The organism is Nocardia sp. CA-129566 (assembly GCF_050956075.1).
In the GTDB taxonomy this organism is placed as follows: domain Bacteria; phylum Actinomycetota; class Actinomycetes; order Mycobacteriales; family Mycobacteriaceae; genus Nocardia.
In genome coordinates, this window is sequence record NZ_CP192085.1 from 6,215,594 (window position 1) to 6,240,910 (window position 25,317).

General features: G+C 65.3%; 21 protein-coding genes and 1 pseudogene. 11 read left to right on the plus strand and 11 right to left on the minus strand.

All coding sequences use genetic code 11. The features are described from left to right. Positions 1-157 precede the first annotated feature (157 nt). Positions 158-2,962: an aminotransferase class I/II-fold pyridoxal phosphate-dependent enzyme gene (locus ACQP0C_RS27125; protein WP_433724373.1), complete on the minus strand. Its 2,805-nt coding sequence runs from the start codon at positions 2,960-2,962 to the stop codon at positions 158-160. Between the two features lie 210 nt (positions 2,963-3,172). Beyond that, a complete protein-coding gene (locus ACQP0C_RS27130) occupies positions 3,173-3,844 on the minus strand; it encodes a TetR/AcrR family transcriptional regulator (RefSeq protein WP_433724375.1) in 672 nt (223 codons plus the stop codon). Between the two features lie 242 nt (positions 3,845-4,086). Here ACQP0C_RS27130 and ACQP0C_RS27135 point away from each other — a divergent pair, with 242 nt between their 5' ends. The 4 genes from ACQP0C_RS27135 (at position 4,087) to ACQP0C_RS27150 (ending at position 8,598) form a co-directional block, all read left to right on the plus strand. Continuing rightward, a complete protein-coding gene (locus ACQP0C_RS27135) occupies positions 4,087-5,802 on the plus strand; it encodes a CocE/NonD family hydrolase (protein WP_433724377.1) in 1,716 nt (571 codons plus the stop codon). Continuing rightward, the gene (locus ACQP0C_RS27140; protein WP_433724379.1) at positions 5,799-6,746 is read left to right on the plus strand and encodes a TIGR03621 family F420-dependent LLM class oxidoreductase; all 948 of its coding nucleotides are present in this window, start codon (positions 5,799-5,801) and stop codon (positions 6,744-6,746) included. The genes ACQP0C_RS27135 and ACQP0C_RS27140 overlap by 4 nt, the downstream gene beginning before the upstream one ends. 25 nt (positions 6,747-6,771) lie before the next feature. Then, complete coding sequence (locus ACQP0C_RS27145; RefSeq protein ID WP_433724381.1) at positions 6,772-7,110, plus strand: hypothetical protein; 339 nt, start codon at positions 6,772-6,774, stop codon at positions 7,108-7,110. A gap of 210 nt (positions 7,111-7,320) precedes the next feature. Further along, positions 7,321-8,598, plus strand: a complete 1,278-nt coding sequence (locus ACQP0C_RS27150) for an ATP-binding protein (protein WP_433724383.1) — start codon at positions 7,321-7,323, stop codon at positions 8,596-8,598. 297 nt (positions 8,599-8,895) lie between these two features. Here the strand turns inward: ACQP0C_RS27150 and ACQP0C_RS27155 are convergent, their stop codons facing one another. Further along, entirely contained in the window at positions 8,896-9,498 is a 603-nt protein-coding gene (locus ACQP0C_RS27155; protein ID WP_433724384.1) for a TetR/AcrR family transcriptional regulator, read from the minus strand. A 26-nt stretch (positions 9,499-9,524) separates the two neighbouring features. Between ACQP0C_RS27155 and ACQP0C_RS27160 the strand changes: the two genes are divergently transcribed. Then, positions 9,525-10,265 carry an SDR family oxidoreductase gene (locus ACQP0C_RS27160; protein ID WP_433724386.1) on the plus strand — a complete coding sequence of 247 codons (741 nt, stop codon included), beginning with the start codon at positions 9,525-9,527 and terminating at the stop codon, positions 10,263-10,265. Between the two features lie 265 nt (positions 10,266-10,530). Here ACQP0C_RS27160 and ACQP0C_RS27165 read toward each other — a convergent pair whose 3' ends face one another. The 7 genes from ACQP0C_RS27165 to ACQP0C_RS27195 all read right to left on the minus strand — a co-directional run bounded on the left by ACQP0C_RS27165 (position 10,531) and on the right by ACQP0C_RS27195 (position 18,700). Beyond that, positions 10,531-12,279 carry an MOSC domain-containing protein gene (locus tag ACQP0C_RS27165; protein ID WP_433724388.1) on the minus strand — a complete coding sequence of 583 codons (1,749 nt, stop codon included), beginning with the start codon at positions 12,277-12,279 and terminating at the stop codon, positions 10,531-10,533. A gap of 97 nt (positions 12,280-12,376) precedes the next feature. Beyond that, entirely contained in the window at positions 12,377-13,255 is an 879-nt protein-coding gene (locus ACQP0C_RS27170; protein ID WP_433724390.1) for a DUF427 domain-containing protein, read from the minus strand. Positions 13,256-13,367: 112 nt separating this feature from the next. Continuing rightward, complete coding sequence (locus ACQP0C_RS27175) at positions 13,368-14,240, minus strand: alpha/beta fold hydrolase (protein ID WP_433724392.1); 873 nt, start codon at positions 14,238-14,240, stop codon at positions 13,368-13,370. Between the two features lie 27 nt (positions 14,241-14,267). Next, on the minus strand, positions 14,268-14,735 hold the full coding sequence (locus ACQP0C_RS27180; protein ID WP_433722254.1) for a hypothetical protein: 468 nt from the start codon (positions 14,733-14,735) through the stop codon (positions 14,268-14,270). Between the two features lie 299 nt (positions 14,736-15,034). Next, positions 15,035-15,571, minus strand: coding sequence for a hypothetical protein (locus tag ACQP0C_RS27185; protein ID WP_433724394.1), 537 nt, complete (start codon positions 15,569-15,571; stop codon positions 15,035-15,037). A gap of 502 nt (positions 15,572-16,073) precedes the next feature. Continuing rightward, the gene (locus ACQP0C_RS27190) at positions 16,074-17,132 is read right to left on the minus strand and encodes a hypothetical protein (RefSeq protein WP_433724396.1); all 1,059 of its coding nucleotides are present in this window, start codon (positions 17,130-17,132) and stop codon (positions 16,074-16,076) included. A gap of 218 nt (positions 17,133-17,350) precedes the next feature. Then, positions 17,351-18,700, minus strand: coding sequence for a serine hydrolase domain-containing protein (locus tag ACQP0C_RS27195; RefSeq protein ID WP_433724398.1), 1,350 nt, complete (start codon positions 18,698-18,700; stop codon positions 17,351-17,353). A 446-nt stretch (positions 18,701-19,146) separates the two neighbouring features. On the opposite strand from ACQP0C_RS27195, the gene ACQP0C_RS27200 reads away from it, so the two are divergent. The 5 genes and pseudogenes from ACQP0C_RS27200 to ACQP0C_RS27220 all read left to right on the plus strand — a co-directional run bounded on the left by ACQP0C_RS27200 (position 19,147) and on the right by ACQP0C_RS27220 (position 22,903). After that, positions 19,147-19,701: a hypothetical protein gene (locus ACQP0C_RS27200; RefSeq protein WP_433724400.1), complete on the plus strand. Its 555-nt coding sequence runs from the start codon at positions 19,147-19,149 to the stop codon at positions 19,699-19,701. Positions 19,702-19,780: 79 nt separating this feature from the next. Then, complete coding sequence (locus ACQP0C_RS27205) at positions 19,781-20,191, plus strand: DUF5131 family protein (protein ID WP_433724402.1); 411 nt, start codon at positions 19,781-19,783, stop codon at positions 20,189-20,191. 51 nt (positions 20,192-20,242) lie between these two features. Further along, positions 20,243-21,145: a glycosyltransferase gene (locus ACQP0C_RS27210; RefSeq protein WP_433724404.1), complete on the plus strand. Its 903-nt coding sequence runs from the start codon at positions 20,243-20,245 to the stop codon at positions 21,143-21,145. Positions 21,146-21,331: 186 nt separating this feature from the next. Next, positions 21,332-21,577 (plus strand): annotated as a pseudogene (locus ACQP0C_RS27215) (NUDIX domain-containing protein); the annotation flags it as partial. 402 nt (positions 21,578-21,979) lie between these two features. Beyond that, complete coding sequence (locus ACQP0C_RS27220; RefSeq protein ID WP_433734668.1) at positions 21,980-22,903, plus strand: esterase/lipase family protein; 924 nt, start codon at positions 21,980-21,982, stop codon at positions 22,901-22,903. A gap of 807 nt (positions 22,904-23,710) precedes the next feature. On the opposite strand, the gene ACQP0C_RS27225 is transcribed toward ACQP0C_RS27220, so the two are convergent. Continuing rightward, positions 23,711-24,886 carry a hypothetical protein gene (locus ACQP0C_RS27225; RefSeq protein WP_433724406.1) on the minus strand — a complete coding sequence of 392 codons (1,176 nt, stop codon included), beginning with the start codon at positions 24,884-24,886 and terminating at the stop codon, positions 23,711-23,713. Positions 24,887-25,081: 195 nt separating this feature from the next. Here ACQP0C_RS27225 and ACQP0C_RS27230 point away from each other — a divergent pair, with 195 nt between their 5' ends. Beyond that, on the plus strand, positions 25,082-25,294 hold the full coding sequence (locus tag ACQP0C_RS27230) for a hypothetical protein (protein WP_433724408.1): 213 nt from the start codon (positions 25,082-25,084) through the stop codon (positions 25,292-25,294). Positions 25,295-25,317 lie beyond the last annotated feature (23 nt).

Sequence of the window (25,317 nt, forward strand, 5' to 3'; positions counted from 1 at the left end):
TGGAAGGATCAACTATAGAAAATTGGCCGTTCCACAACATCGGTCATGTCGTTCCACAACATCGGTCACGGCGCCTTGTGCCGGTCATAAGGCCCCGCTCCACCGGTCCCCTGCCCAGAAACCTCCAGGGTTTACCCAGGACAGGCTGCCGGACAGCTCACGAAATCCCTACCCGGTTGTGGCGTGCCCGCGCCGGAGCTGCCTCCGGCGCACCGTCGGACGCCGCGGCAATTGCGAGCCGGGCCGCGGCCAGCCGCGCGAGCGCGGCCTCGGTGAAGACCGACAACCCGAGGTCGGGGTTGTATCCGTGAATTTCCTTGACGTCGAGCTCGGCCAGGAAATACAGGATCTCCGTCGAGAGCACCTGCCCCGGGACCAGCACCGGGAAGCCGGGCGGGTACGGGACGACGAAGGTGGTGGACACCAGGGTCTTGCCCTTGGCGAGCCGTCGCCCGGCGTCGCCGAGCAGCACATGTTCGCGGTCCGACTCCTCATACCCGGCGTAGAACGCCGAACGCATGTCGCCGAACGAGCTGGCGGCGGAAGGACGAAACACGCTGTCGAACTCACTGAAGTCGGGCAGCGCCGGCAGATCCTTGGTGATCTCGTCGACTCGGCGCTGCTGCAGGGCTTGATCGGCCTTACCGGCCGCGCTCTTGCTGCGCTCGAAGTCGGTCGCCACCCGACGCAGCACGTCGAGCAGGTAGTGCACGCTCGACCAGGTGACGCCGATCGTGAAGATCAAGAGCACACTGTTGATCGAGGTCTTGTTGATCTGGATACCGAACCGGTCCATCAGGATCTTCTCGCGGAACTCGAACCCGTTCATGCCGGTCTTGCCGATGAACAGGGTGACCCGAGTCGGGTCGAGCACGAACTGATCGGAGCGCCACGCCTCGTTCCACTCTGCCAAACCACCCTGCCTGACCTGCCGGTACGAGCTCACCTCGGAAGGCCGGAACTCGTCGGGCACCAGGTCGGCCTCGTCGAGGATGCGGAACCACTTGCCGATCAGCCGGTCTTTGCGGACGCGGTGACGGAAGACCAGCGCCATGTCGTAGACATTGCGGACCAGCTGGAAGCCCTCGATATCGACCTGCCGACGCGCCAGGTCCAACGACGCCAGCAGTTGCTGGTTCGGCGACGTGGAGGTGTGGGTCAAAAACGCCTCACCGAACGCTTCTCGAACGAGAGCCTTGAAATCCTGATCGCGAACATGGATCATCGACGCCTGCCGAAGCGCCGACAGCGACTTGTGAGTGGAATGCGTCGCATACACGCGTACCCGCGCGCGCCCGGGGTCGGGAAGCAGTCGGCGGTTGCTCCACTCGGGGCGGTCGACCCCCTGCATCGACGCGCGCCACGCGCGGTATTCCTCGGCGTACCCGGGCGAGGACAATGTCGATTCGAGTTGCTCGGCAGCCACCATCGCGGTCCGCTGCCGTGCCCACGGCACCGCGGTCGCGAACGCGTACCACGCCTCGTCCCACAGGAAGCAAATGTCCGGCTTGATCGCCAGGACCTCCTCCATCACGCGCCGGGGGTTGTAGACGATGCCGTCGAAAGTGCAGTTGGTGAGCAGCAGCATGCGCACTCGGTCCAGTTGTCCGGCCGCCTCGAGGTCGAGCAGCGCCTTCTTGATCGTGTGCAGGGACACGGCTCCGTAGATCGCGAACGGCTCGAGCGGATAGGCATCCAGGTACATCGGGTACGCCCCGGCCAGCACCAGGCCGTAGTGGTGCGACTTGTGGCAATTGCGGTCGATCAGAACGATGTCGCCCGGTCGCGTCAGGGCCTGCACGACAATCTTGTTCGCGGTGGATGTTCCGTTGGTGACGAAGTACGTCTGATCGGCACACCATGTCTTCGCGGCTTTGTCCATCGCCGTCCTGATCGTGCCGTGTGGGTCCAGCAGCGAGTCCAGCCCGCCGGAGGTGGACGACGTCTCGGCCATGAAGATGTTGCGGCCATAGAATTCGCCCATATCCTTGAGCGACTTGGAGTTGAAGATGCTGGCGCCACGCGCGACGGGCAGGGCGTGGAATTGGCCGACCGGCGCGGCCGCATAGGCGCGCAGGGCGTCGAAAAACGGTGTGGCGAACCGGCTCCGGAAGCCGGCGAGCACCGTGCTGTACAGGTCGGTGACATCGTTGAGCCGATAGAACGTGCGGTCGTAGACGTTCGGCTCGTCTTCGGTCTCGGCAGCGATCGACTCGTCGGTGAGCAGATACAGGTCGATATGCGGCCGCAGCTGCCTGATCCACTCGCCACATTCGACCCAGTTCTGGGTGCGGTCGGTCACGACCACGTCGTCGTTGGCGCCGAGCAACGTGGTCATCAACGGCACCCGGTCGCTCGAGCGAAGCGGCAGGTCATGCCGGATGATCGCGGCCTGGATCTCGCCGTTCAACGCGACCGCGGTGATCGCGTCCTCGATGCTCGACACGACGAGCAGCTCGAACCGCACATCGTCGGAGGGGTCGCGAAGCGCCCGCAGGCTCTCCGCCAGACTCTCAGGGGCCTCGGGCGGGGAATCGTCGCCGAGCAAGATGGTGAAGAACTGCTGCTGTTTGGCCCGCGCCACGAGTTCCTGATCGGCCAACGGCACGGAGGTGTCGAACACGACCGCACCGTCGCCGTATTCGGAGAGCAGGCGTACGGCCAGCGACACCTCCTCGGTGAGCCGCGCCGTCGCGAGATCGGCGACAAATCCGCGAAACTCCGCCAGTCCCACCGCACCTGGGTACAGCCAGTACCGCTCGTAGGCGCTGAGACGATCGAGGAGGCGCCGCACCCGGGCGGCTTCGTGGGTGGTGTCCAGCCCGGCACGATTGACATCGGCGAGCCGACAGCACGCGTCGTCGAGCAGATTCCACGTGTCGATTCGCGAGTACGACGGGTTCGCTACCGCCGCCAGCGCGGAAACACTGAGCCCTTTCGGGCGCTGTCCGTCTCGATGCATGTCGTCAGTTCCGCCTCCGATCAGTGCAGGCGAGGTGATCTGTCGAACACGACCGATCACCCTGGAACATTCATCCCTGCAAATATTGTGTCGCGCCGTCGAGCAAATTCCCAGCGGACGTTCCGGATTCGTTGTGGCGGCCGGGCTGTGGCATGAACCGGGCCGTCGCGGCGCGGCAACGGAAGCGGCCGTCAGCTGCTCGTCAGACGCTCAGGGAGCCGTCGCCGAGGTATCGCCGCCGCTCTGGTCGACCGGCTTTACCCCCGCGGCCCGCCTTCCTCCCCCGGCGGTGGCTCCGGCCACGACGAAATCGACGGTGTTCTCGACGAACGGGCGGTCGAAGGCGTCGTTGGTGACCAGGAGTCGCAGGTACACCGGACCGAGCAGGAGTTCGATGATCCGGTCCGGATCGGTCGACTCCGGAAGTTCGCCTCGTTCGATCGCCCGCTCTGTGATGGGCCGGGCAGAGGCGAACCTCATCGCCCAGAACCGCCGTCCCGTTTCGGCGAATCGCGGGTTGCGCGGCGCCTCCGCCGCGTAAACCCGAGCGACCGCGTCGACCAACGGTGACCGTAGGTTCTCCACGATCGCCTCGAGGTAGGCCAGCAGGTCGCTGCGGAGCGCACCGGAGTCAGGGATCGGCACCGATTCCTGCGCCGCCTCGGTCATCGCTTCCAGGAGCAGGTCGTCCGGCGTCCCCCAACGGCGATAGAGCGTGGTCTTGTGGGCGCCGGCGCGGCGGGCCACCGCATCCAGCGAGAATGCGGCGTAGCCGACCTCGGCGAGTTCCTCGAGCGCGGCGTGCAGAGCCGCGGCCCGTATTCGAGCGCTGCGGCCTCCCGGCCGTTGACGTACAGCGTCGTAGGGCTGGTCCGTGCTCACGGGCAATAACGTTAACGCAACTGATTGTTGCGGCGAAATCGTCAGACCGCGCGGAAGGTCTGCCGTAAACGCAACAGTGTGTTGCCATTGCCGGATAGCGACTGATAACCTTATGGCAACATGAAGTTGCATTAGAACGGACGAAGGTATGACCAAAGAAGGTCACGAGGCACCAAAGTTTTCGCGTACGCGGCCCATGAAGGCCGCCGCCGCGACCCAGATCACCAACGAGAACTCCGGCAATGCCGAGCGTTGACGGCGTGCCGGCCGGGATCCGGTTCGAGCACGACATCCAGATTCCCCTGCGGGACGGCGCAAGCGTTCGCGCGGATGTCTTCCGCCCGGACGAACCTGGCCGGTACCCGGTCCTCGTCGCCCAAGGGCCGTACGGGAAGGACCCATGGATCGGCGCTGCCTACGCCGCCGAGTGGGCCGACTTCGTTCAACGCCGTCCCGAGGTCGTCGAGGACGGATCGTCCGGTCGTCTGATCGCTTGGGAGTTTGTCGACCCTGAGCGCTGGGTGCCGCACGGGTATGTGGTCGTGACCGTCGACGTCCGAGGCCAGGGCAAGTCACCCGGCTACTACGACCCCTACTCGCCGAGGGAGACCAACGACTACGTCGATGTCATCGAGTGGGCGGGGACGCAGCAGTGGTCGTCCGGCCGTGTGGGACTGATCGGTGTGTCATACCTGGCCGCCAACCAATGGCAGGTCGCCGCGTTGCGGCCGCCCCACCTGGCCGCCATGATCCCGTGGGAGGGCTCCTGCGACCTCTATCGCGACACCAGTCATCCGGGCGGGATCCTCTCGAACCGCTATCCGGCGATGTGGTGGATCAACCAGATCATGGTGAACCAGCACGGGAACGGCGACACGCCGTACCACGACCGGTTCAGCGACGAGCCCACGACGGGGCCTGCGCTCAGCCCGGCGCAGCTGGATCTCAACCGGGCACCGATCGCGTCGAGCGCCCTGTTCCGGCCGCTCGACGGCCCGTATTACTGGGAGCGGACACCCGACCTCGGCCGTATCGAGGTGCCGCTGTTGTCCGCGGCGAACTGGGGCGGTGCCGGGCTGCATCTGCGCGGCAACATCGAGGGCTTCGTTCGAGCCGGCTCGCGCCACAAGTGGCTCTTCACGCACTCGGGCGTGCATTTTCACGACTTCTACCTCTCCTATGGGGTCGAGCTGCAGCGGCGGTTCTTCGACCACTTCCTCCGCGGCGTCGACAACGGCTGGGACGCCGAGGCTCCCGTCCAACTCCTCATCCGACGGCCTGAATCGAGCGAGCGCCGGGCCGAAGCAGCCTGGCCGATCCCGCGGACGGTCTGGACGGCCGCGGCCCTCACCGCCGACCACCGGCTCGACCTCGAGTCCGGCTCGGCGGACGCCCACCCGAGGCGCGTGAGCTTCGACGCGCTGACCGAGTCGCTGACGTTCATGACGAGCCCGCTCGGATCCGACGTCGAGATCACCGGCCCTGTCGCCCTGGTCCTTTGGGTCAGCTCGACGACGTCGGACGCTGACCTGTTCGTGGCGCTGCGCGCCTTCGACGGCGATGGGACCGAGGTGACCTTCGAGGGCGCCCACCACATGCAGGTGCCGATCGGTCTGGGGTGGCTGCGAGCATCGCACCGCAAGCTCGACGAGGAGCGCTCGCTACCGTATCGACCGTTCCACGCCCATGACGAAATGCAACCGCTCGTTCCCGGCGAGGTGTACCGCCTCGACATCGAGATCCAGCCGACGAGCTTCGTCGCGCCTGCGGGATACCGGCTGGCACTCACCGTTGCCGGCACCGACTACCGCCCGCCGGGGGCCGACGGCCCCGGACCGCTCGACCACGACGACCCGACCGACCGGCCTCCGTCGACTTACGGCGGGACAACCACCCTGCACCTCGGGGGCGAGTACCCGAGCCACCTCCTGCTTCCCGTCATCCCGGAGCGGTCATGACCAGCACGCCCCCATTCCGTTTCGGCACCCAACAGCGCCACGCACCCGACGCGGCCGCGTGGCGGTCGCTGGCCCGCCGGGCGCAGGATCTCGGATACTCGAGCCTCTTCCTGCCCGACCACTTCCACGATGCCTGGTCACCGTTGGTGCCGCTGACGGTCGCGGCCGAGGCGACGACCACGCTGAAGGTCGGGACGCTGGTGATCGACAACGACTTCCGGCACCCGCTGGTGCTCGCCCGAGAGATCGCCGCTTTGGACCTGCTCAGCGAAGGTCGAGTCGAACTCGGGATCGGCGCAGGCTGGATGACGGCCGACTACGAGCGGGCCGGCCTGACGATGGATCCGCCGGGAGTCCGCATTGCCAGGCTGGGCGAGGCGGTCGAGATCCTGCGCGGGCTGTGGTCCGCGGACTCCTTCAGCTTCACCGGCAGCCATTACCGGCTCCAGGAAGCGGTCTGCACGCCCCGGCCGCACACACCCGGTGGCCCGCCACTCATCATCGGAGGAGGTGGGCGACGTGTGCTGACCTTGGCCGCTCAGCATGCCGACATCATCGGTGTCGCGGCGAAGCTGTCGAGCGGCGTGGTGAGCGCCGAGACCGCGGCGACGGCCGTGCGCCACCACTATCTGGAGCGCCTCGAGTGGATCCGCGACGCGGCCGGGCCACGTTTCGAGGAACTCGAGCTGCAGGTGCTCGTGAACCTCGTGTACGTGGGTCCGGACCGCATGGGCTTCGCCGAGTCGATCGCTCCCCTGGTCGGTCTCTCCCCCGAGGACATCCTGGACGCCCCCGTTACCTTGGCCGGAACCGTCGACGAGATCTGCGACCAGTTGGAGGAACGTCGGAAGATGTACGGCCTGTCGTACATCGTCGTTCAGGACAGTGATCAATCTGTCATGCAGGCGTTCGCGCCTGTCGTCGAGCGTCTCAGCGGGCGCTGACGCGACCGCCGGAAAAGGACTAGATATGCAGGTATTTCGCACGCTCACCCGGTTCTACGTCGACGATCTCCCGTCGGCCATGGCGCTGTTCGAGGCCGTCTACGGCCGTCGCGAACTCGAGTACCGCCACCCGATATACGACCTGCAAGTCGCCGTGGTGGGGTCGGCCCTGGTTATCGCAGGCGCCGCCGAAGAGCTCGACAAGGTGCGTGGCGCACAGGCGGCGATCGTGGTCGACGACCTGGATGCCGTACTGGCGCTCGGCGGCGACAGCGAGCGCGGCATCCAGCAAGCGGACGGTCGCCGCCAAGCCACGGTGGCATACGCTCACGGCGCCGTCATCGAGTGGATCGAGCTGACCTAGCCTCGACCTGCTGCTCGCCGCTGCGCTACTTCGTCGATCGAGCGACAGCGCGGTCTGGACGAGACCGGCCAGCCCCACAGGCGGCACGTGGTTCCTGCGACGGACTGCATTTGCCCGAGGTTTGCGCCCCGCCTTGCTCACGCCCTCTGTGGGTGTTTACTGAAAGAGCGTCTCAGTTGGCCCACCCTCCAATGGCAGTTCGAGGTGCGTATGCCGGTATGGCGACTGCGTGAATTTCGTGACGATGATCTGGATCAGGCAATCCAGATCTGGGAGCAGAGCCGGGCGACCGGGGAGGACCCGGTGTTCGCGTTGGCGGAGGTGTTGGCGTCCGCGCGAGCAGGGCAGCCGGCGGTGGTGGCCGAGGTCGGCGAGGAAATCGTCGGAATGGCGGTCGCCCAGGTCCAGAGCGAGCGTGCCTGGGTCCTGCTGGTAGCGCTGGGTACCCACTGGCGGCGGCGCGGTATCGGTAGTGCGCTGCTGACCGAACTGGAGCGGCGGCTGCGGTCGAATGGAGTGCGGCGAATCTGCACGCTCCTCCCACAGGATGCCACCGGGACGGTCGCGTTCGAGAATTCCGGATATCTGTGCAAGACGGGTTTGGTCTACTACGAACTGCTGGAGCCGTTGGCACCCGCGCAGTCTTCTTTGCTGACCGAGCTGGGTGGTCGGCTGCTGCCACCCGGGTTGTGGCAGTCGATGGCGGGGATGGATCGGGAAAAAGAAATCATCGAACGACGGATCGTGTTGCCGTTGGCGAACCCGGATGTCGCGGAGCTCTATCGGGTCAAGCCACCCAAGAGCGTGATCTTGTTCGGGCCGCCGGGCACCGGAAAGACCAGTTTCGCGAAAGCGGTCGCCTCGAGACTGGGGTGGCCGTTCGTCGAGTTGTTCCCGTCCCGGTTGGCCGCGGCGGCAAGCGGCGGGCTCGCTGCGTCCTTGCGTGAGGTGTTCGCGGACCTGGCCGAACTCGACGAACTTCTGTTGTTCATCGACGAGGTGGAGGAGATCGCGGGCGCACGCGAGGGAACGGCGACCAGCGCGGCGCATGGCGTAACGAACGAGCTGCTCAAGCTGATTCCGGCCTTCCGGGAGGATTACAGCCGCCTGCTGATCTGTGCCACCAACTCGGTTCGTTCACTGGACTCGGCGTTCCTGCGGCCGGGCCGCTTCGACTACGTGATACCGGTCGGTCCACCCGACGAACCCGCCCGCGAAGCGATCTGGCGGCGCTACCTCGGCCCCGCCGCCGAGCACATCGACCTCGACCATCTGGTGCGCACCACAGCCCACTTCACCCCCGCCGACATCGAGTACGCCGCCCGCGCCGGTGCACAATCGGCGTTCGAGCGCGCGATGCGCGACGGAATGAACGAACCCGCCAACCTCGAGGACTACCTCACCGCCATTGCCAACACCCGCCTGACTTTGACACCGGACATCCTGACGGCGTTCGAACACGACCAAGCGAACTACACCAGACTCTGAGACCCGCCGCCTCATCGAACGGAATCAGAAAATTCACCGGCACCGGGTCCGGGTCGAGTCCGCGCCGTGCGATCGCCCGATCGACGACGTCCTCGTCGGATTCGATCATGCCGAAAATCGCCCTGGAGCACGACGACGCGACATCGGTGAACAGGGCGGGCGTGCACGACCGCGCGCAGCCGCTCACCCTCGTCGGCCTCGGCGTGACGACGACCGTGCTCCGCATTGGCCGGTTCGGTCCGCGCGACCAGCGGCGGTCACGATGTCCGCAACTGCCACGCTCACGGCGTATTCGTCTCAGGGGCGGTGTGCGCGGAGACCGTCGACGAGGATCGACAGCAACCGCGACCCTCGCGCGTCGAGTTCGGCGTCGTCCAGCCGCGACAGCCAGCTGATGAGCACGATGACGTCGCGGGCTTCGGCGTCGGCGCGGACGCTGCCGGCCGAGCGACCGGCCGCCAGCAGTAACTCCACCGCTTCACCGATCGGGCCGAGGCTATGGGCGGCGAGGCCACGCCACGTCGCTGCCTCGACGGCGGCGAATACGTCGCGCTTGACGCGGGCGTAGGCGGCCACCCGGTCGAACCACGCCGCCAACGCATCCAGTGGCTGGTGTGTTGCCAGCAGGTGCGCAGCTGCGGCGACCAGCTCGTCCACTTCATGGCGATACACCTCGGCGAGAAGGTCCTCACGTGTCGGGAAGTGCCGATACAGCGTGCCCTGCCCGATGCCGCAGGCCTTCGCGACCGCGTTGAGCTTCAGCTCTCCCGGCTCGCGCACGAGATCGCGTGCCACGCGAAGGATCCGTTCGCGGTTGCGCTGCGCGTCCGCCCGGCGCGCTCCGCCGCTCTTGACAGAATCGGACACGTGTCCGCTAAGGTCGTCGGGGTAACCGGACATGTGTCCACTATAGGCGGAGGATCGTCATGACCATTCACGGCAAGGTCGTCGCCATCACCGGCGCCAGCAGCGGAATCGGCGAAGCTACAGCCCATCACCTCGCCGCACTCGGTGCGGCCGTCGTCCTCGGCGCCCGCCGCACCGACCGGCTGGACCGGCTGGTCGCCGAAATCGAAGCCGCCGGCGGCGAGGCGGCCGCCGCGCGCGTGGACGTCACCCGTCCTGAAGACCTCCACTCACTCGTCAACTACACCGTCGAGCGCTTCGGCCGTCTGGACGTCTTGGTGGGCAATGCCGGGGTCAGCAGGATCAGCCCCGTCGCCGACCTGGACGTCGCGGGCTGGTCGGCAATGATCGACGTGAACGTCAAAGGGATCCTGCACGGGATCGCCGCGGCCCTGCCGGTATTTCGCCGTCAGGGCAGCGGCCACCTCGTCACCGTCGTCTCGACCTCCGGCCTGAAGATCGTCCCCACCCAAGCGGTGTACGCCGGCACCAAGAACGCGGTGCGCACCCTCCTGGAGGGCCTGCGGCAGGAGAGCACCGACGGAGTCCTGCGGACGACCTCGATCTCGCCCGGCTACGTCCGCACCGAGCTCATCGACAACGCCGTCGACGATCCGGCCGTGCGCGAGCAAGCCGAGCAGCACATGGCCGATCTCGGTATCGACCCCATCGCGGTGGCCCGGGCGATCGCATTCGCGATCGACCAACCCGACGACGTCGAAATCGGCGACCTGACCATTCGCCCGACTCGGCAGGGCTGAGCGACCCGTTCATAGGCCGCGGCCTTCCATGCCACCTACGGGCTACCGCGAAACCGCGGAAGTACCACTGCTGCCATGTTCGATCGCGTCGAGCACCAGTGCGGTGGTCATCGACGTCGCAAGCCGCCCACCTAACAGCGGCCCTGATGTTCACTGATGAATCTGACGCTCAACGCCGGTGCCGGTCCGTGGAACGAGGACGCCGGTAGGTTCCGGTGATCTGGGCTGGCCCGGTTGATCCGGAAACCGGATCGGACACTGCCCGCTAGAGATCCAGGATGAGATCCGTCTCGGGTTGTGAGCAACAGACGAGCACGGTGCCTTGTGCTGGGGGTTCCAGCGGCCGGGGGTCGTAGCGGACCGTACCGGCGAGAATCGGCGTCTGGCAGGTGTGGCAGACGCCGGTGCGGCAGGACCATTGGGTGGGTATGTCGCAGGCTTCGGCGAATTCGAGGACAGTGGCATAGTCGTCGCTCCATGGCACCGTGAGTCCGCTGCGGCTAAAGGCGATGCGAGGCCCGGTGCCCAGCGGCCCGGGCGGTGGATGCGGGGCTGCGCGGGTGACACCGGTGAGGCCGGGATTGATCGCCGGCCGTGACCCGAACAACTCGGTGCGGATGCTGGTGGCGTCCAAGCCGAGTTCCGTGAGCGCCGCACGCATGGCAGTCATGAACGCATCGGGCCCGCAGAGATAAACGGTCGCGGCCATGGGCAGGTGAAGCGCGGCCAAGGCGTCGTAGTTGAGGCGACCTGATGTGACCGCCGGGGCGAGGTTCGCCGCAGAGCTTTCGCGGGTATAGAAAACATGCTCATGGCCGTGGACAAGGGAGCTCAGAAGTTGATGGGCCTCGTCGGCGAAGGTGTGCTCGGCAGCTGAGCGCGCAGCGTGCACCCACCAGATATCGCGTGTGCTGCGGGCGGCGGCGAGTGTGTGCAGCATCGCCAGGACCGGGGTCACTCCGATTCCGGCGGACAGCAGGACCACGGGGCTGGTGTCGTTGCCCTCCGGTAGAACGAACTCGCCTCGCGGGGAGGCGATTTCGAGCACTGCGCCAGCCCGGAGGCGCGTGTGAAGGTAGGTGCTCACAACGCCGTGCGCCTCACGTTTGACGCTGATTCGGTACCCACGGTCGGATGGAGCCGCAGACAGCGAGTAGTTGCGTACCGGTGCTGGTTCGGCTGCGCCGGGCAGGCGAAGGGTGAGGTACTGGCCGGGTTGCGGCCGGGGCAGCGGGCGGTGATCCTCGCCCTCCAGGTAGATCGACGTCACGGCTGCGTTCTCAGGTACCACGCGCGAGACACGCAGTGGCCGGAAGCCGGGCCAACCGACGGGTTCGGTACCAGGCAGTGCTGGGCTGGTGGGTGATCTGGTCGCCGCGTCGAGCAGGTCGCGAAACGATGCCTGCCAGCCCGGGCTGAGTGCGGGGATGTCGACCGCTGTGCGGAGTTGGTCGATGTCGCGATCGGGCAGGTAGAGCAGCGCGTCGATCGTGGCGACACTCATTCGGTGCCGACCCAGGCGGGTACGCACGATCTCGTCACCGGCTCGGACGTGGCCTTCGGTGATGACCCGGAAGTAGAAGCCGGGCCGGTGATGGGCGACGAGCAGCGCGGGCATCTCGGGTTCGCCCAGGCGCATGCCGACCCGGAAGCAGGTGACGCGGGGTTGGGTGACCTCGAATTCGGCGTCACCGATGCGATACCGGTCGCCGATGTTGACTTCGTCGTCTGGTAGGCCGTCGACGGTGAAGTTCTCACCGAACCGGCCGTATTCGAGGTCGTCGCGTCCGAGGTAGTGCCGCCAGAAGTCGTAGGACTGACGTTGGTAGACGAGTACGGCGCGTATTTCGCCGCCGTGACCTTCGAGATCGCCTTGGCCGTCCCCGTCGATATTGAGCTTGCGGACCATCAGCGGCCCCGCGACGGGGTATTTGAAGATGCCGGTGTGGACGGTCCGGCCATGCCACGGCACGTCCTTGGGTAGCCCGATGTTGAGTGATAACAGCTGTGGCATCCCGCTCGCCTCCCTCCTGCCACAGCGCGGCATCGGCGATGTTGTCGACCGTGCCCGTCCGGCAGCGTTCAGTTCGGACCCACCATCAGCGAGGTTGCTACCGAGGCTGGACCCGACTCCGCTGCCGCAGCTCGTCGGGGTCGAGACCTCGGTCGATGCCATGCGGTATGACGACTTGGCCCGGTTCGAGGACGAGCTTCCTACCGTCGAGGTATACATCGACGATGTCGGGTTCGAACGATACCCACCCCGACACCGCGGCAACCTCGGGCCATGCCTCCCGGTACGACCATGCCGCACGCCTGCGCTGCCCGATGTCGTAATAGCTGGCCAGACCCTTGTAGGGGCAAAACGTCTGGCCCTGCACCGGGGTCAGGGCGGAGTCGTCGATGTCCTCGCGGGGGACGTACCAGCGAGGCGCGAAGCCCGATTCGTAGAGCGCGACCGGCCGTCGGGTCTCGGCGACGACCCGATCACCGTCGCGGACGACCAGGTGCCGTGAGGTCCGGCGCATGTCGATGCGGTGGTAGAGGTCGGCCGCGTGGCCGACAATGCGGTCGTCTTCTTCGTAGAAGGCGTCCATCAACCGCCAAGCGAAGGCGACGCGGTCTCGCAGCACGGTGGCGTAGACCGGGAGGTCGGTGTACTGCCAAGCGGCTCGCTGCGCCTGATTGTCCGCGCTGTGCACGCTGAACCACGTCGTCGGTCCGAGGTCGCGATGTGTCGTCGTGTGCGTCTCCGGCACCAGGACACCCTCGCGAATTTCGGCGCGCGGGAAGAACGCGACCGGGTAGCGGCCCGGCTCATGCAGCAGGACGACGTCCTCGCTGTCGGCCATCCACTGCCCACCGAATTGCACACGCATTCGTCTGCGGAGTGGTTCGGCGAACAACAGCCGTTCCGGCAGCGGCTCGGCCACCAGGAACTGCCCTACCGACCTGGTCGACAACGGTCCTTGCTGCCATGCCAAACCCATTGCTTTCTCCTTCCCGCCGGTCGAGAGTTGGCCGATGTGCTCGCTGGAGGCGAATTCGCGCGATACCGGGCTTCGGTGTCTCCTGATGAGCGCCCCAGGGATTCTGCGTAGGTCAGCGAGTGAGGGTTACGCGACTCATGAAGTCGCGGATCAGTTCGGCGACATCGTCGCCGGCACTCTCGAGCAGAAAGTGCCCGCCATCGAGCAGGTGGATTTCAGCCTCTGGTACATCCTCGGCGAACGCGCGGGCGCCTTCCGGGCCGAAGATCTCATCTCCCTTGCCCCACACCGCCAGCAGCGGCGGGTGGCAGCGGCGCAGATACTCGTGCAGCGCCGGATACATCGGCGGGTTGGTCGCATAGTCGCGGAACAGCGCCAGCTGGATGGCGTCGTTGCCCGGCCGCGACAGCAACGCGAAGTCGTGCTGCCAGGTATCCGGGCTGACCAGGCTCTCGTCGGCGACGCCGGTGAGGTACTGCCACCTGGTGGTCTCCAGGGTCAGCGCGGTGCGGATATTGGCCTCGGTCTCCGGTGTCTGCGCGCGCTGGTAGTCCCAGACGGTGGTCCAGAAGCTGTCCACGAAGCCGTCGTCGTAGCCGTTGCCGTTCTGCGTAATGATCGCGGTGATGGCCTGCGGGTCAGCCAACGCAAGGCGCCAACCGATCGGCGCGCCGTAGTCCTGAACGTAGATCGCGTAGCGCGTCACACGCAGCTGTTCGAGCAGCCCGGCGGTCAAGCCGGCCAAGGCGTCGAAGGTGTAGTCGAACTCGTCGATGGAGGGAGCGGCTGACAGCCCGAACCCGAGGTGATCCGGTGCGATCACACGGTACTGGTCGGCCAGCGCGGGGATAAGGTTGCGGAACATGAATGAGCTGGTCGGGAAGCCGTGCAGCAGCACGATCGCCGGGGCGTCGGCGGGGCCGGCCTCCCGATAGAACAGACTCTGGCCCTGCACTGTCGCGAAGCGGTGATGAACAGCGGTCACTGCTGACTCCCTTTACTCCCTACGAGGTCATGGGCGTTGCGCAGTTCCGGTGCCGCGGTTGCGGGCCTCGACGGCCTTGACGCTGTTTTCCAGCGCCTGCCTCAGCACACGCTTGCCAACCGTGCCGACCACCACCCCGAGCACCCGGCCCCTGAGGTTCTTGCCCTCACGCACCACCACAACATCCATATCGGTCTTCCCGTCGGGCCGACGAGCGAAGGTGTACGTGTGGCCCGAGTGCCCGCCCCACACATTGGAGTCGGTGGTCGTCATGACGACATGATCGGGATCCGACCAGTCGTAGTGCAGCCGTTCCCAGATACCACGCGAGCCCTCGGTGACATCGGCCTCGCTGCGGCCCTGGGCGTGCACCTCGAGATATTCATCGGTGCTGTTGCCGAACACCTGCGAGCGCCCCGGCCCGAAATCGGTCAGCGCCGAGACGAACTGCTCGGGCGTCGCGGTCGTCGTCTCCGTGAAATGGATGGTGGACATATCAGCTCCTTTGCTACGGCGAGGATCCCCTTCGAGCATGAACCGCCGTCACCGCGGTGACAGGCGAAAGCGAGATGCCGGGCTCTCGATCGATTGCCTACCCCGCCAGGACGGCACCACACCTTTCGCCCATCAGCTATCCGGATGCCGACCACCGTCTGCCAACCGCGCCGAGCATCGACAGAACCCATTATCCCGACGCTGGGAATAGCCGATGCCCGAATCGCATCGTCCCAACGGGGCCACGAGGCGAATAGGCCCGCCTGGGCGAGGCGGGCCAGGAGCTCGGCTTCCGCGCGTTATTCGGATGGAGGAGGCGGTGGTTGCTGGCGGGCATAGCCGTGCCAGTAGGCCGCGTTCTCCGCGGTCTGCCGCACTATGCGGTCCGGCTTGGGCGGGGCAGGCCAGAACTGCAGCAGGTAACGGTCCAGCAGTGGCTCATCGTCGAGTCTGGTGTCCTTCTGCCGTGCCTGGTCCATGCCCTGCGCGCAGTACCGCACCCGGTAGTCGATCTCTTTCAAGTCCAGTTCCCAGGAGGCCTCGCCTGCCCACTGCATCAGCCGGCTGTGAGCCGAGACCGGGTGGAAGGAGACCTCCACGACGTCTTCCCATGCCGGATCGAGCGGTGGAGCCTGGCCGCGCACTTCGACGGTGAAACCGACGTCGCCGGAGTGCAGCCCGGTCGTCAGCCAAAGTGCACCGGGTATCGCGGCGCCGCACAGTCCTGCGCTCTGCCCGGCGAACGCCTCCTCGAGGTCCGGGCCGAAGCTCTCGGGGTCGCTCTCAACATAGATCTGGCCGTAGCTGACATGCACCTCGCCATCGAGCCTGAACACTCCCTCACACCCTCCCCACCGACGAGGGCCTACCGTCGCGTAGCGACGCCACGGGCAGCGTGCCGCCAGACGAGGGGCGAGTGTTCACCCCATCGGGATCGGTGCCGACCAGCTCGCGGGCGAGGGGCTGGCAGGAGCGTGGAGGTGTTCGTGCAGTCGAGTCCAGGGCCGGGTCATGCACGGCAGGGTAGAGAACACCACTGACACGGCCGCTCCCAAACCCTCGCGGCATGAATCTCCACCGGTCCACAGAATTTGACAATTGCTCCCGGCCACGAACCGAGGGTTCGCGAGTGCGCAGGCATCAGGTGTCGATGATATTGAATCCGCAGCAGCCTGGTGGTGGGATGTGTTAGTCCAGTAAAGGTCGAGCAGGAAATTGCGTTTAGATCGGCCGCCGCTACCCGTCCGGACGCAACCTAGGGCAGCGATGCATGTCGACCCTTGGACAGGTAGGCCGTGCGACCGATCGGAGTGGCATCTCGGTCGGGAGAGGTCCGCGTTATCCGACGCCGAGCTGGTCTCCCGCGCCCCGTAGCGGACGACCGCTGTCCCGCAGGGCCTTCGTCACAATATCGGCCACATCGGCGTCGTCATAGTCGGCGGGCAGGCTCAGCTCCAGCGCGTCGAACAAACCTCGGACCTCCTCGGCTCGGGGTTGTTCGGCCAGCTCGACCCTCAGTGCTCGATCGATGGGAATCCGGCGGGTCTCACCGAAGCTGGTCCGCAACTCGATGCTCCACGAGTCGTAATACGGCCTGCCCCGCTCGATGATCATCGCCGGGAACCGCGGGCCACGCTGCGTCACAATGAGATAGCGTGAGGAAAGGTCCCATCGGAACATCGACACCTTCGAAGTGAGACCGATTTCAATGTCGAGCAGGTGAGGCAGGCGCTGCTTGTACCAGCAGGCCGACAGGATCGTGGCGAACAGCTCGATTTGGGTTCCCTTCCCGGTCCAGGTGAGTGCGTCGTCGTTGGAACCCTCGGCCAGCGAACGGTAGAGCGCGGCGTACCGCTCGCACACCTCCATATTCATCGGATCGAGTATCTCCATGCGCACCAGTAGTTCCCGGCGATTGTGTAGGGCCTGCTGAACGCAGTCCGGGAGAGTGACCACCCGCGTATGTGCACCGGTGCCACCCTTGAAGATCCAGCGATCAGTGCCCGACCGGGCTTGCGCCAGCGCATCCGACAGTTCGCTGCCGACCGCGAACCGAATCGCTGTCAGACCATCGAGCGTCCGTTGCGTGCTGGTCAGCAGCCCGTCGATGGTGGCGGTACGATCCAGACGTTCATGCAACTGGTGCAGCGTGTCAGCGATATCGGTGATGGTCTGTTCGACCTTCTCGTTCAACAACTCCTGGCGCCACCGGTCGCGCAGCATTGCGAAGGCAACCACACCAAGGGTCAACGGAATCACCTTGCCGACCAAGTCGGCGGGAATGACATCGACAATTCCGAGCACACTCATCGTGACCGCGAGGACAACCGCGACCACGCTCTCCGCATTGTTCTTGGCCCACAACAGATCAGCCCTGACCCGCGTCCCGAAACCCACGTCGGCGTCCCCTTTCCCACCATCCCAACACCGGCCTCGTCACCTTGGACGCGTCCTACGGTAGCGGCCCCGTTCCCTGCATGCGTATTATCAAACCTCTTGATGTACACATCAACTTCGCAGCTGCCGGCAGGACGGGATCGCAAGAGCAAGTGGCGAAACATGATCGCTGACGCCGGATTTCCGAGCTGATGGGCGCCCCGTCTTCGGCGTCCGATTCAGCGGATGCCGGGCGTGCGCGGATCCGGCCCGAGGCAGACTTGAACGACGCAGCCCGGCGGGGTATCCGCAAATGGTGGCGCCAACGGGTAGTTCAGGCAGCTGAAGACATTGCAGCCCGGATATGCCGCGGGCCCGACACCGAAGACGGCGATCAGCAGATTCGTATCCACGTAGTCGCCCAAATCCTCGCGTTGCGGCGGTTCGACATACGGACCGGGATCGGGCACCGGATGGTCCTGGAATGCCGCGAACAGTCGGCGGAAGAATTCGTGCGGCAGCTCCGTGGTGTTCTGCAGAGACTCCGCAATGCCCTGGTTGCTGACACTTCCGAAGACTCCGGTCCACACCACCGTCAAATCCAGACTCGGCACGATGAAGACGTTCTGCATGCCGAGTCCGACCATGAAGTACATGTCGGCGGGCTGGAAGCCGGAGTTCTCAGAGCATCCGAGGCCGATCCAGAACAGGTAGCCGAAGCACTTGTTCGCTGGTGACGGCTGGCGTGCCATGCGCAGATAGGTCTCGGAGATGAGTTGCCGTGTGCCCCAGCGTCCGTTATTGCTCACCAGCAGGCCGAGCTTCGCGAAATTGTTCGGCGGCATGAGCAGATGGGCGTATCCGTAGGTGTGACCGGCGCGATCGCGCGCCCAATAATAATCACTGCGTTCGATGCCGAGCGGATCGAAAAGCTGACGTTGCGCGAACTGCTGCAATGGCTCACCCATGGCCAACTCGATGACATAGGCGAGCAGATCGACAGCGCGTTCGCTGTAACCGAATGCCGCGCCCGGCGGATTCTCCAACGGCACTCCGAGCGCCTGCACGGCACCATTCGGATCGATCGGAATCACCCCGGTGATACCCTCGGAGACTATAGCCACCGCCAGGCCGGACGATTCGGTCAGCAGGTTCTCCACGGTGATCGACCGATGCTGCGCATCACCGAGTCCGGGCGGCAGATACCGATCGATCGGCGCTGCTATATCGAGTTTCCCCTGATCCCAGGCTATTCCGGCGAGCAACGACACAACGCTCTTCGTCGCACTCCAGATATTCCAGGCGACATTTCCGGTCGCGTCGTTGTTCGGTCCCTCACCGATCAGGCAGTTGTGCCGGAACACCTGCACATTCAATCGATTACGCGCGCTCGCGAATGCCACGGCGTCCGCAAGTACTCCCGAATCCAGTCCAACCTGTTCGGGGGCCGCCCGTTCCGGCTCTCGCCCGGACGACACTCCACACGACAGCTGCTCGGCGAGCGCGGCGTGCGCGCCCCCGGCGACAACGCTCCCCGCGACCAGCGATACCGCCGCAGTTCCGGCCAGGAATCTGTAGATGCGACCCATAGCGAAAGGCTATCGTGCCCAATAGGGCCAGAGCGGACAACAGGCCGAATATGGTTCAGCCGGATACAAGCCGAGCGTCCCGCTCGACGTCGAATATTCCTAAGAATCCTCGTGCAGGACATCGACGACGTGTCGTGTCCATTCTGCGAACCATGCCCCTCACCCGCAGGATCGCATAACACCGCGGCCGCGTAATCCCCAACACCGCTGCGGCTTCCCGCACAGCTGACCAACTGGACCAGCTCGTCACCGAACGGGACCACATCCTCCGAAAACGACTCGGTCGCCGCAACCCCTCACATCGAGAGCAGTCATCCAGACTTCGAACGCCGATGGCAGTCAACTGCCCGCACCGCAGATCACCTGGAGCAATCGGGTGACCGAGGCGATGACCGGATCGCCAGCTGGCGTCGGCATTCCGCTACCCGGGAGCAAGTGATCATCTGATGAGAGTCGCAGCCCTGGCCCTCGCCGCCGGTTTGGTACCGGTGCTGCTCGCTGCCGGATGCGGGCCGGACCGGTCCGCTGATAACCGGGAGACCGCGAGCAGTGAATGTCGTGCTTCGTTCGACGTGCGGTCGGGCGGATCATCGCCAAGTGGCGATTTCACTCTGCTGACCGCCGCGAGGAATGCGGCTTCCGGTGACGTGCCGGTCAAGATGGTGGAGATCACCCGAGCCGCCGGTCTCCAGGACGAGTGGGACACCATGGTGGTCGTTACGCCGGGCATGAAAGCCGACAAGTTGAACGAACTCGCGAATACCCCCGGAATGTGCTGGCAGAACTTGCCCGGTCCATACAACGACGACAAGCCGACAACGGCCTACTACCTGTTTCTTCGTGGCGGGAACCCCTTGCGGGCTGCGATCTGGTGGTTCCCCACCGATGACGAACTGGACTTCCGTTGGACGAGCACGAAAGTCGTGTACCCGGATACCGTGCTCACCCCGCTGCACTCACCCGGCGCCGATCCCAAACTCCGCGTGGCTCCCGCGAATTGAGCCGAATCCGCGGATAGCGTCCGCGGCGCAATCGGAGAGTGCCAGATCAGGGGCCGCTTGGGGCGCGCGCACGTCCGGTATGGCAGATCGTGGGGGTGAAAGCGGCCGGGGATACCGCCCTCGGAATTTCGATTGGGTCCGCGACATCCGCGATCCCTGCGATGATCTGGGCGTCCACTTTCTTTTTCAACCAGGTCGGTGGAATCAAATCCCGGTGGCCGTCTGCTCGACTGGTGCACCTGGGACGAGATGCCTGCGGCGCGCTGCGATGATTCAGGGTCGGCTGAGTTCGGCAATAAGGCGGCGAGTGGCCTCGCGGACTGCTGCGTTCGGTCGAACGGGACCGTTGGTAAGGGGTGCCGCCCGACTGACCGCTTACGCAGATACACAATGGCCCGGATTGTTCATCGCCCGACAAACTCAATGTGGCGTTCCGGTAGCGCAGCTAACCGGCTTCGCCGATACTTTGCTGGTCATCATCCGGCCTTAAAGCTCCCGGCACCGGGACGGCCGCCCGACCAGATTGCGAATGCTCCACCCCATGCGTGACTTCCCCTCAGCGCCTCGGACTCCCGAGCTTGTATCCATCATTATCCCCGTCCACAACGGGCTTCCCGATCTCGACGAACAGCTCAGCGGGCTGGCAGAGCAGGACTACAGCGCCCCGTTCGAGGTACTGGTGAGTGATAACGGATCCAAAGACGGCCTTTTCGAGCATATTTCGGGTCACCCGCTTACCGAGAAACTGCGCCTCCGATACGTCGACAGTTCTGCCAAGCCGGGCGCACCCTTCGCCCGCAACAACGCGGCGGCGGTTGCGGATGGCGACTTCCTCGCCTTCGTCGACCAGGACGACCGTGTTCACCCCCAGTGGTTGCGGACAATCGTGGAAGCCGCCGCCCACTTCGACGCCGTCGGCGGTGCTGTCGAAACCCTCACGCTGAACGACCGGAACTCCGCCACCTGGCGCCCGGCACCGCCCCCCGAGCAGGGTTTTCCCACCCATTGGATGCCCTTTGCCAATGGGAACAATACGGCCTATTGGCGTACCGCCTTTGAAAAGATCGGCGGCTACGACGAAGACCTCACGATCGGTGCCGACGATGTTGACATCTCCTGGCGTGTGCAGCAGGCCGGTCTCAGGTTCGGCCACGCTCCTGGTGCCCTGATCGCCTACCGCCTCCGCCGCGACTTCTCCGGCGCTTGGCGCCAGTGCTTGAACTACGGCTTCAGTTACGCCCAGGTCTGTATCAAACACCGGCCCCTGGGCTGCCCGCGAATTCCCGTTCATGCGACCCTGATCACCTTGTTCATCGCGATCGTGTGCAACCCGTTGAACCCGCTCACTCGGAAGTGGATCCCGACCGGCCTCTGGATCCTGCATACAGCCGGCCTCCTCGGCCGCTTGCAGGCGAATATCCAATACCGAACCTACACAGGCTGATCCAGCCGAGGCGTAGGTAGCGGACCACACCAAATTCACTTCGTCGATATCGAGCTCGCGGAACGAGATCGCCACACCCGACGGCGTCGATCGCTCACACCACACGGTGCGACTGAACTCGGTAGCGACGGTGACGCTCATCGATGAGCGTCGGCGTGCCCGCAACTTCGCCGACACCGCTGGATCGTGAGACAAGTCGGATTCGAGTCGCTGGGCGGCATCGTGGATCCGCACGAGGAACCGGCGGCATGCGCACGCCGAGAACTCCTCGAGGAAACCGGGTTCGAGGCCGGACAACTCGAGCTCGTGGCCGACCCCGAACCGATGCCGGGACTGGTCGAAACTCGGCATTTCATCTACATCGGCCGCGATCCACGCCAGCTCGGCGCGCCCACCGATGCCGAGGAGACTGGCCAACGCATGTGGGTGCCCCTGCACCGCACATTGGACCTGCTGTCAGCAGGGCAGCTCCTCGGCACCGGCACCGCTGTCGGAATGCTTTCTGCCGCAGCGCTATACGGCGGGGACAAGGTCGCGGACCCGCCCGGCCAACAGGTTGTGGTGGCGCCGAGCCATCGCCGGTCACGTGCACGAGGCGCACATCAATACATGGTCGTGGGCACTTCCGTTGGTCTCACGGATCGCTTCATTTCCTCCTGCCATCGTTGGTCCACCGCCCGGCGGCCCACCCATGGCAGTGGATCGACGCTGGCCTTCTTCCACCGTGGTCCGCGGTCGGGGTCAACGGTGCGGAGATGGCCTCCCCGAACCAGCATCCAGGGACTTTGTAGGACTAGACTTAGAGAGAAGTTCGTTCGTTCCTGGGAGCTCGATATGGGAACACGCGGATACGTCGGCCCCATCTTGGCCGCCGCCTTGATTGCCGTGGGACCGAACGCCGTTGCGCCCGGCACTGCCGCAGCCGCCGGTCCGCAACCGGAGGCGACTTTCGAGGAGATGATCGCCCGCGAAGTCTGGTTCGTGGCCTCCGGGCAGGACCCCGCGCAATCGCCGCCCGGGGTGAACGTGCCGTGCACACCGTCGGCGGCCCATCCGCAGCCGGTGGTGCTCGTGCACGGCTTCCCCGCCAATCAGTACAACGGATTCGCCCACATCGGGCCGAAACTGGCGAATGCCGGGTACTGCGTGTACTCCCTGAATTACGGCGGGACCAACGCTTTCGACGGCGGCCTCGCCGGGATGTCGGTGTCCGTGCCGCAGGTCTCCGCCTTCATCGACAAGGTGCGCGCCGAGACCGGTGCCGCCGAGGTCGACCTCGTCGGCCATTCCGGTGGCGCGTTCGTCTCGCTCTACCTCGCCAAGACCCAACCCGCAGCCGCTGACCAGATCGGCGCACTCATCGCCTTGGCACCACCCACGCACGGAATCACCGGCGGAGTGGTCGCCGACGCGACACAGCTCGGGCTACGCGCGCTGGTCGCGGGCATATGCGGGATCTGCGAGGACGTCTCCCCCGACTCGGCCGCGATGGCCCGGCTAAACGACGGCCCGATCGCCCGAACCGGCATTCGCTACACCACCATCGTGTCGGAACACGACTCAATGGTGTCCCCGCCCTCCACCGCGGCCATAGACGAGCCGGGCGTCACCGACATCGTCGTCCAGGACCAGTGCCCGGACGACCCGGTCGGGCACAGCGGCATGGCCTACGACCCGAGCGTGGACTCGATGATCCTCAACGCGCTGGATCCGGGGCAGCCGGTGCCGGTGCAGTGTGGCAGCGGTCCGCAGTTCTGACCGACGGATCAGGCCGATATCGCACGCGATGCGTCCGAGAAACAGGTCGGCAGACGGCACACCTTCTGCCCGAAGCGAACTCCGTGAGTGCCTGAGGTGGTTGTTCACTTCGTGCCCGGACCATTGCCGTCATCGCTTACCGCCGTGCGCTCGTCTTGCCTGACTCGCACGGGGACGGTGGGGCTTCCACGCAATGTGTACCGATTTTCGTCGATGACCGACGTGCATGTCGGCAGCACGTGAACACTGACCCCGAGAAGTGGTCACGATTCGCGTGCTGTTGACAGCGCAGTGGGCGATTGTGGACCCGTTGCTATCCCTAACCGACATCCGCGGCCGCCATTGAAGATTCAGACCACCGGAGTTGTCGTCACGTCCGCCGACTGAAACTCCAACTGCAGCAGTTTGTGCGGGCGCATCGCGCCCGAGTCAGCGCTGGCAATGGGATGGCTGGTTTCGGCGCGGTATCAATGCCGTCTTTGCCGTGTCGACCGCCACAGTCGTTGGCGATGTTGCCATCACGCGGCGGCAGTCCCACGTCCGGCAGTCACGTCGAAGCGAATCATGTTGCGCTGCTTACGCTTCCCGACCTACCCGGCACCGAACACTCCAGCCTTTGCGGCCACAGACCGCGTCAGTGCTCAGCAACCACGGCTCCTGCCAGTCGGTCAGGATGCGAGTGCTTTTCGCAGCGCCTCGGATCAGGTCGGATTTGTCGATGCGTTCATCCGTCATGGTGATTCTCCCTTGTCCCTGTCGTGGTCGGCGGATCTATTCGGGCGGCCCGAGCCTGCGCGCCGAGCCCCCTCACTGCCAACCGACCTGCCGGGGACGCGACCGCCGACGCGGGCGAATACGGAGTTGAAGTATCGCCGGGCCCGGATGAGCGAGCACTTCTTCCATGTACCGTCGGATCCGGTCGTCGGGTTCTACGGATGCCGCGGCGCGGAGGTGGTCTGCTGCCTGGGTGGGCCAGTCGTGACTTGGCCACTTATTCAATGTTGTGACCGTCGCAAGCCGTACCCGTGGCAGGGGACTGCGAAGTCCAACGGCTATGAGCGACCAGCCCCGGCCGTGGAATTTTCCGAGGCAGGCCACGATGGAACCCAGCTCGGTGTGCATGCGCCAGAGGGGACCAGGGTCCAGCCGCGACAATGCACCGGTTGCCATCGTGTCCAGCGGGAATGAGTGCTCAGCTAGGGCAAGGATGCTGTCGATTCGTGCGTCATCAGCCAACTCCATCACTGCGGACCAGCTCCAGTCGAGACCGGTCCGAAGACGGCGCATTTGGGCATCGAATGTTTCCATGCCGAGAGCCCGAGCGGTGTGTTCGGCGGCCCAGAACTTCTGGCGATCCTGGGCCGCTAGGTCGGCGGCTGCCAGGGCGGGCCAATGACCTTGGTCCATGATTCGCCGACACGTATCCATCAGGCGGTCACAGGTTTGCTGGGGCCAGTCATGATCGGATCCTGTCTCGTCATCCAGGTAGCGCAGGAAATCGTCGATTTCCTCGACGACGACGAAGTGGGCCGGGCGGCGTCCTCGCCTTTCGAGAATGTCGAGCATGACCTCCACAAGCTGTGGTGCGTCGGCGACGCCATGGATGCCAATTGTTGGGCCACCGCGGATGAGCGCGGAGATGATGTCTGCGGCTGAGTCGATCAGTTCGTCGTCGGGCTCGGTCGCACGGAGGCGGTCGAGAAGGTGGCCTGTCGTTGCAGCGATCCCCGCCAAGTACTCGTACATGATCGTGTTGCGGAAACCGGTGCGCACCAACCAGTCCTGTATGTCGACTCGCGTTGTTCCTGCCAACATCTCGACGATTTCGATACGGCCCCACCCGTCGACACCTCGCGCCAACCCGAACAGAGTCGACTCGGGATCGGGGTCGATGCGCTGGATGGCAGCGGCGACATATCCGGTCAGCTCTTCGTGTCGACCGAGTGTGAGCAGCAGGTCGCGGTCCGAGGTGCCCGGCACCATGCTCAGCAGAGCGATCCCCAGTTTCACGGGCTCGGCGTGTCGGCCTGTGGTGGCCAGTCGGCGACCGAGCCCGCAGACATCTTCCGGCAGCAGTGTCGAGGAGTAGATGGCGTCGAGCAGCGGGTTGAGGTAGGAACCAACGCTGGGCAGTCGGACGCGGTCGTAGAGGCGGCCATACTCTCGGGGACCTAGCCCATGGCTGATCGCGGCATCAATGAGCGGAATGAGTTCCGCGGTAGTGACTTCGGGATGCGCGGCACCCAGATGCTGGGCCTTGATTCCATCGATGGCGCCGGAAGCCCAGTTGATGTCGGCTGGTTCGGTTCCTGGCAAGTTGTCCCCGCCAGGGAGGAGGCCGCATCCGCTCGGGTCGAGGTGGGCGACGATGTGATCGAGGATCGTCGGTAGTTCGCCGGAGTGCGTATCGGTCA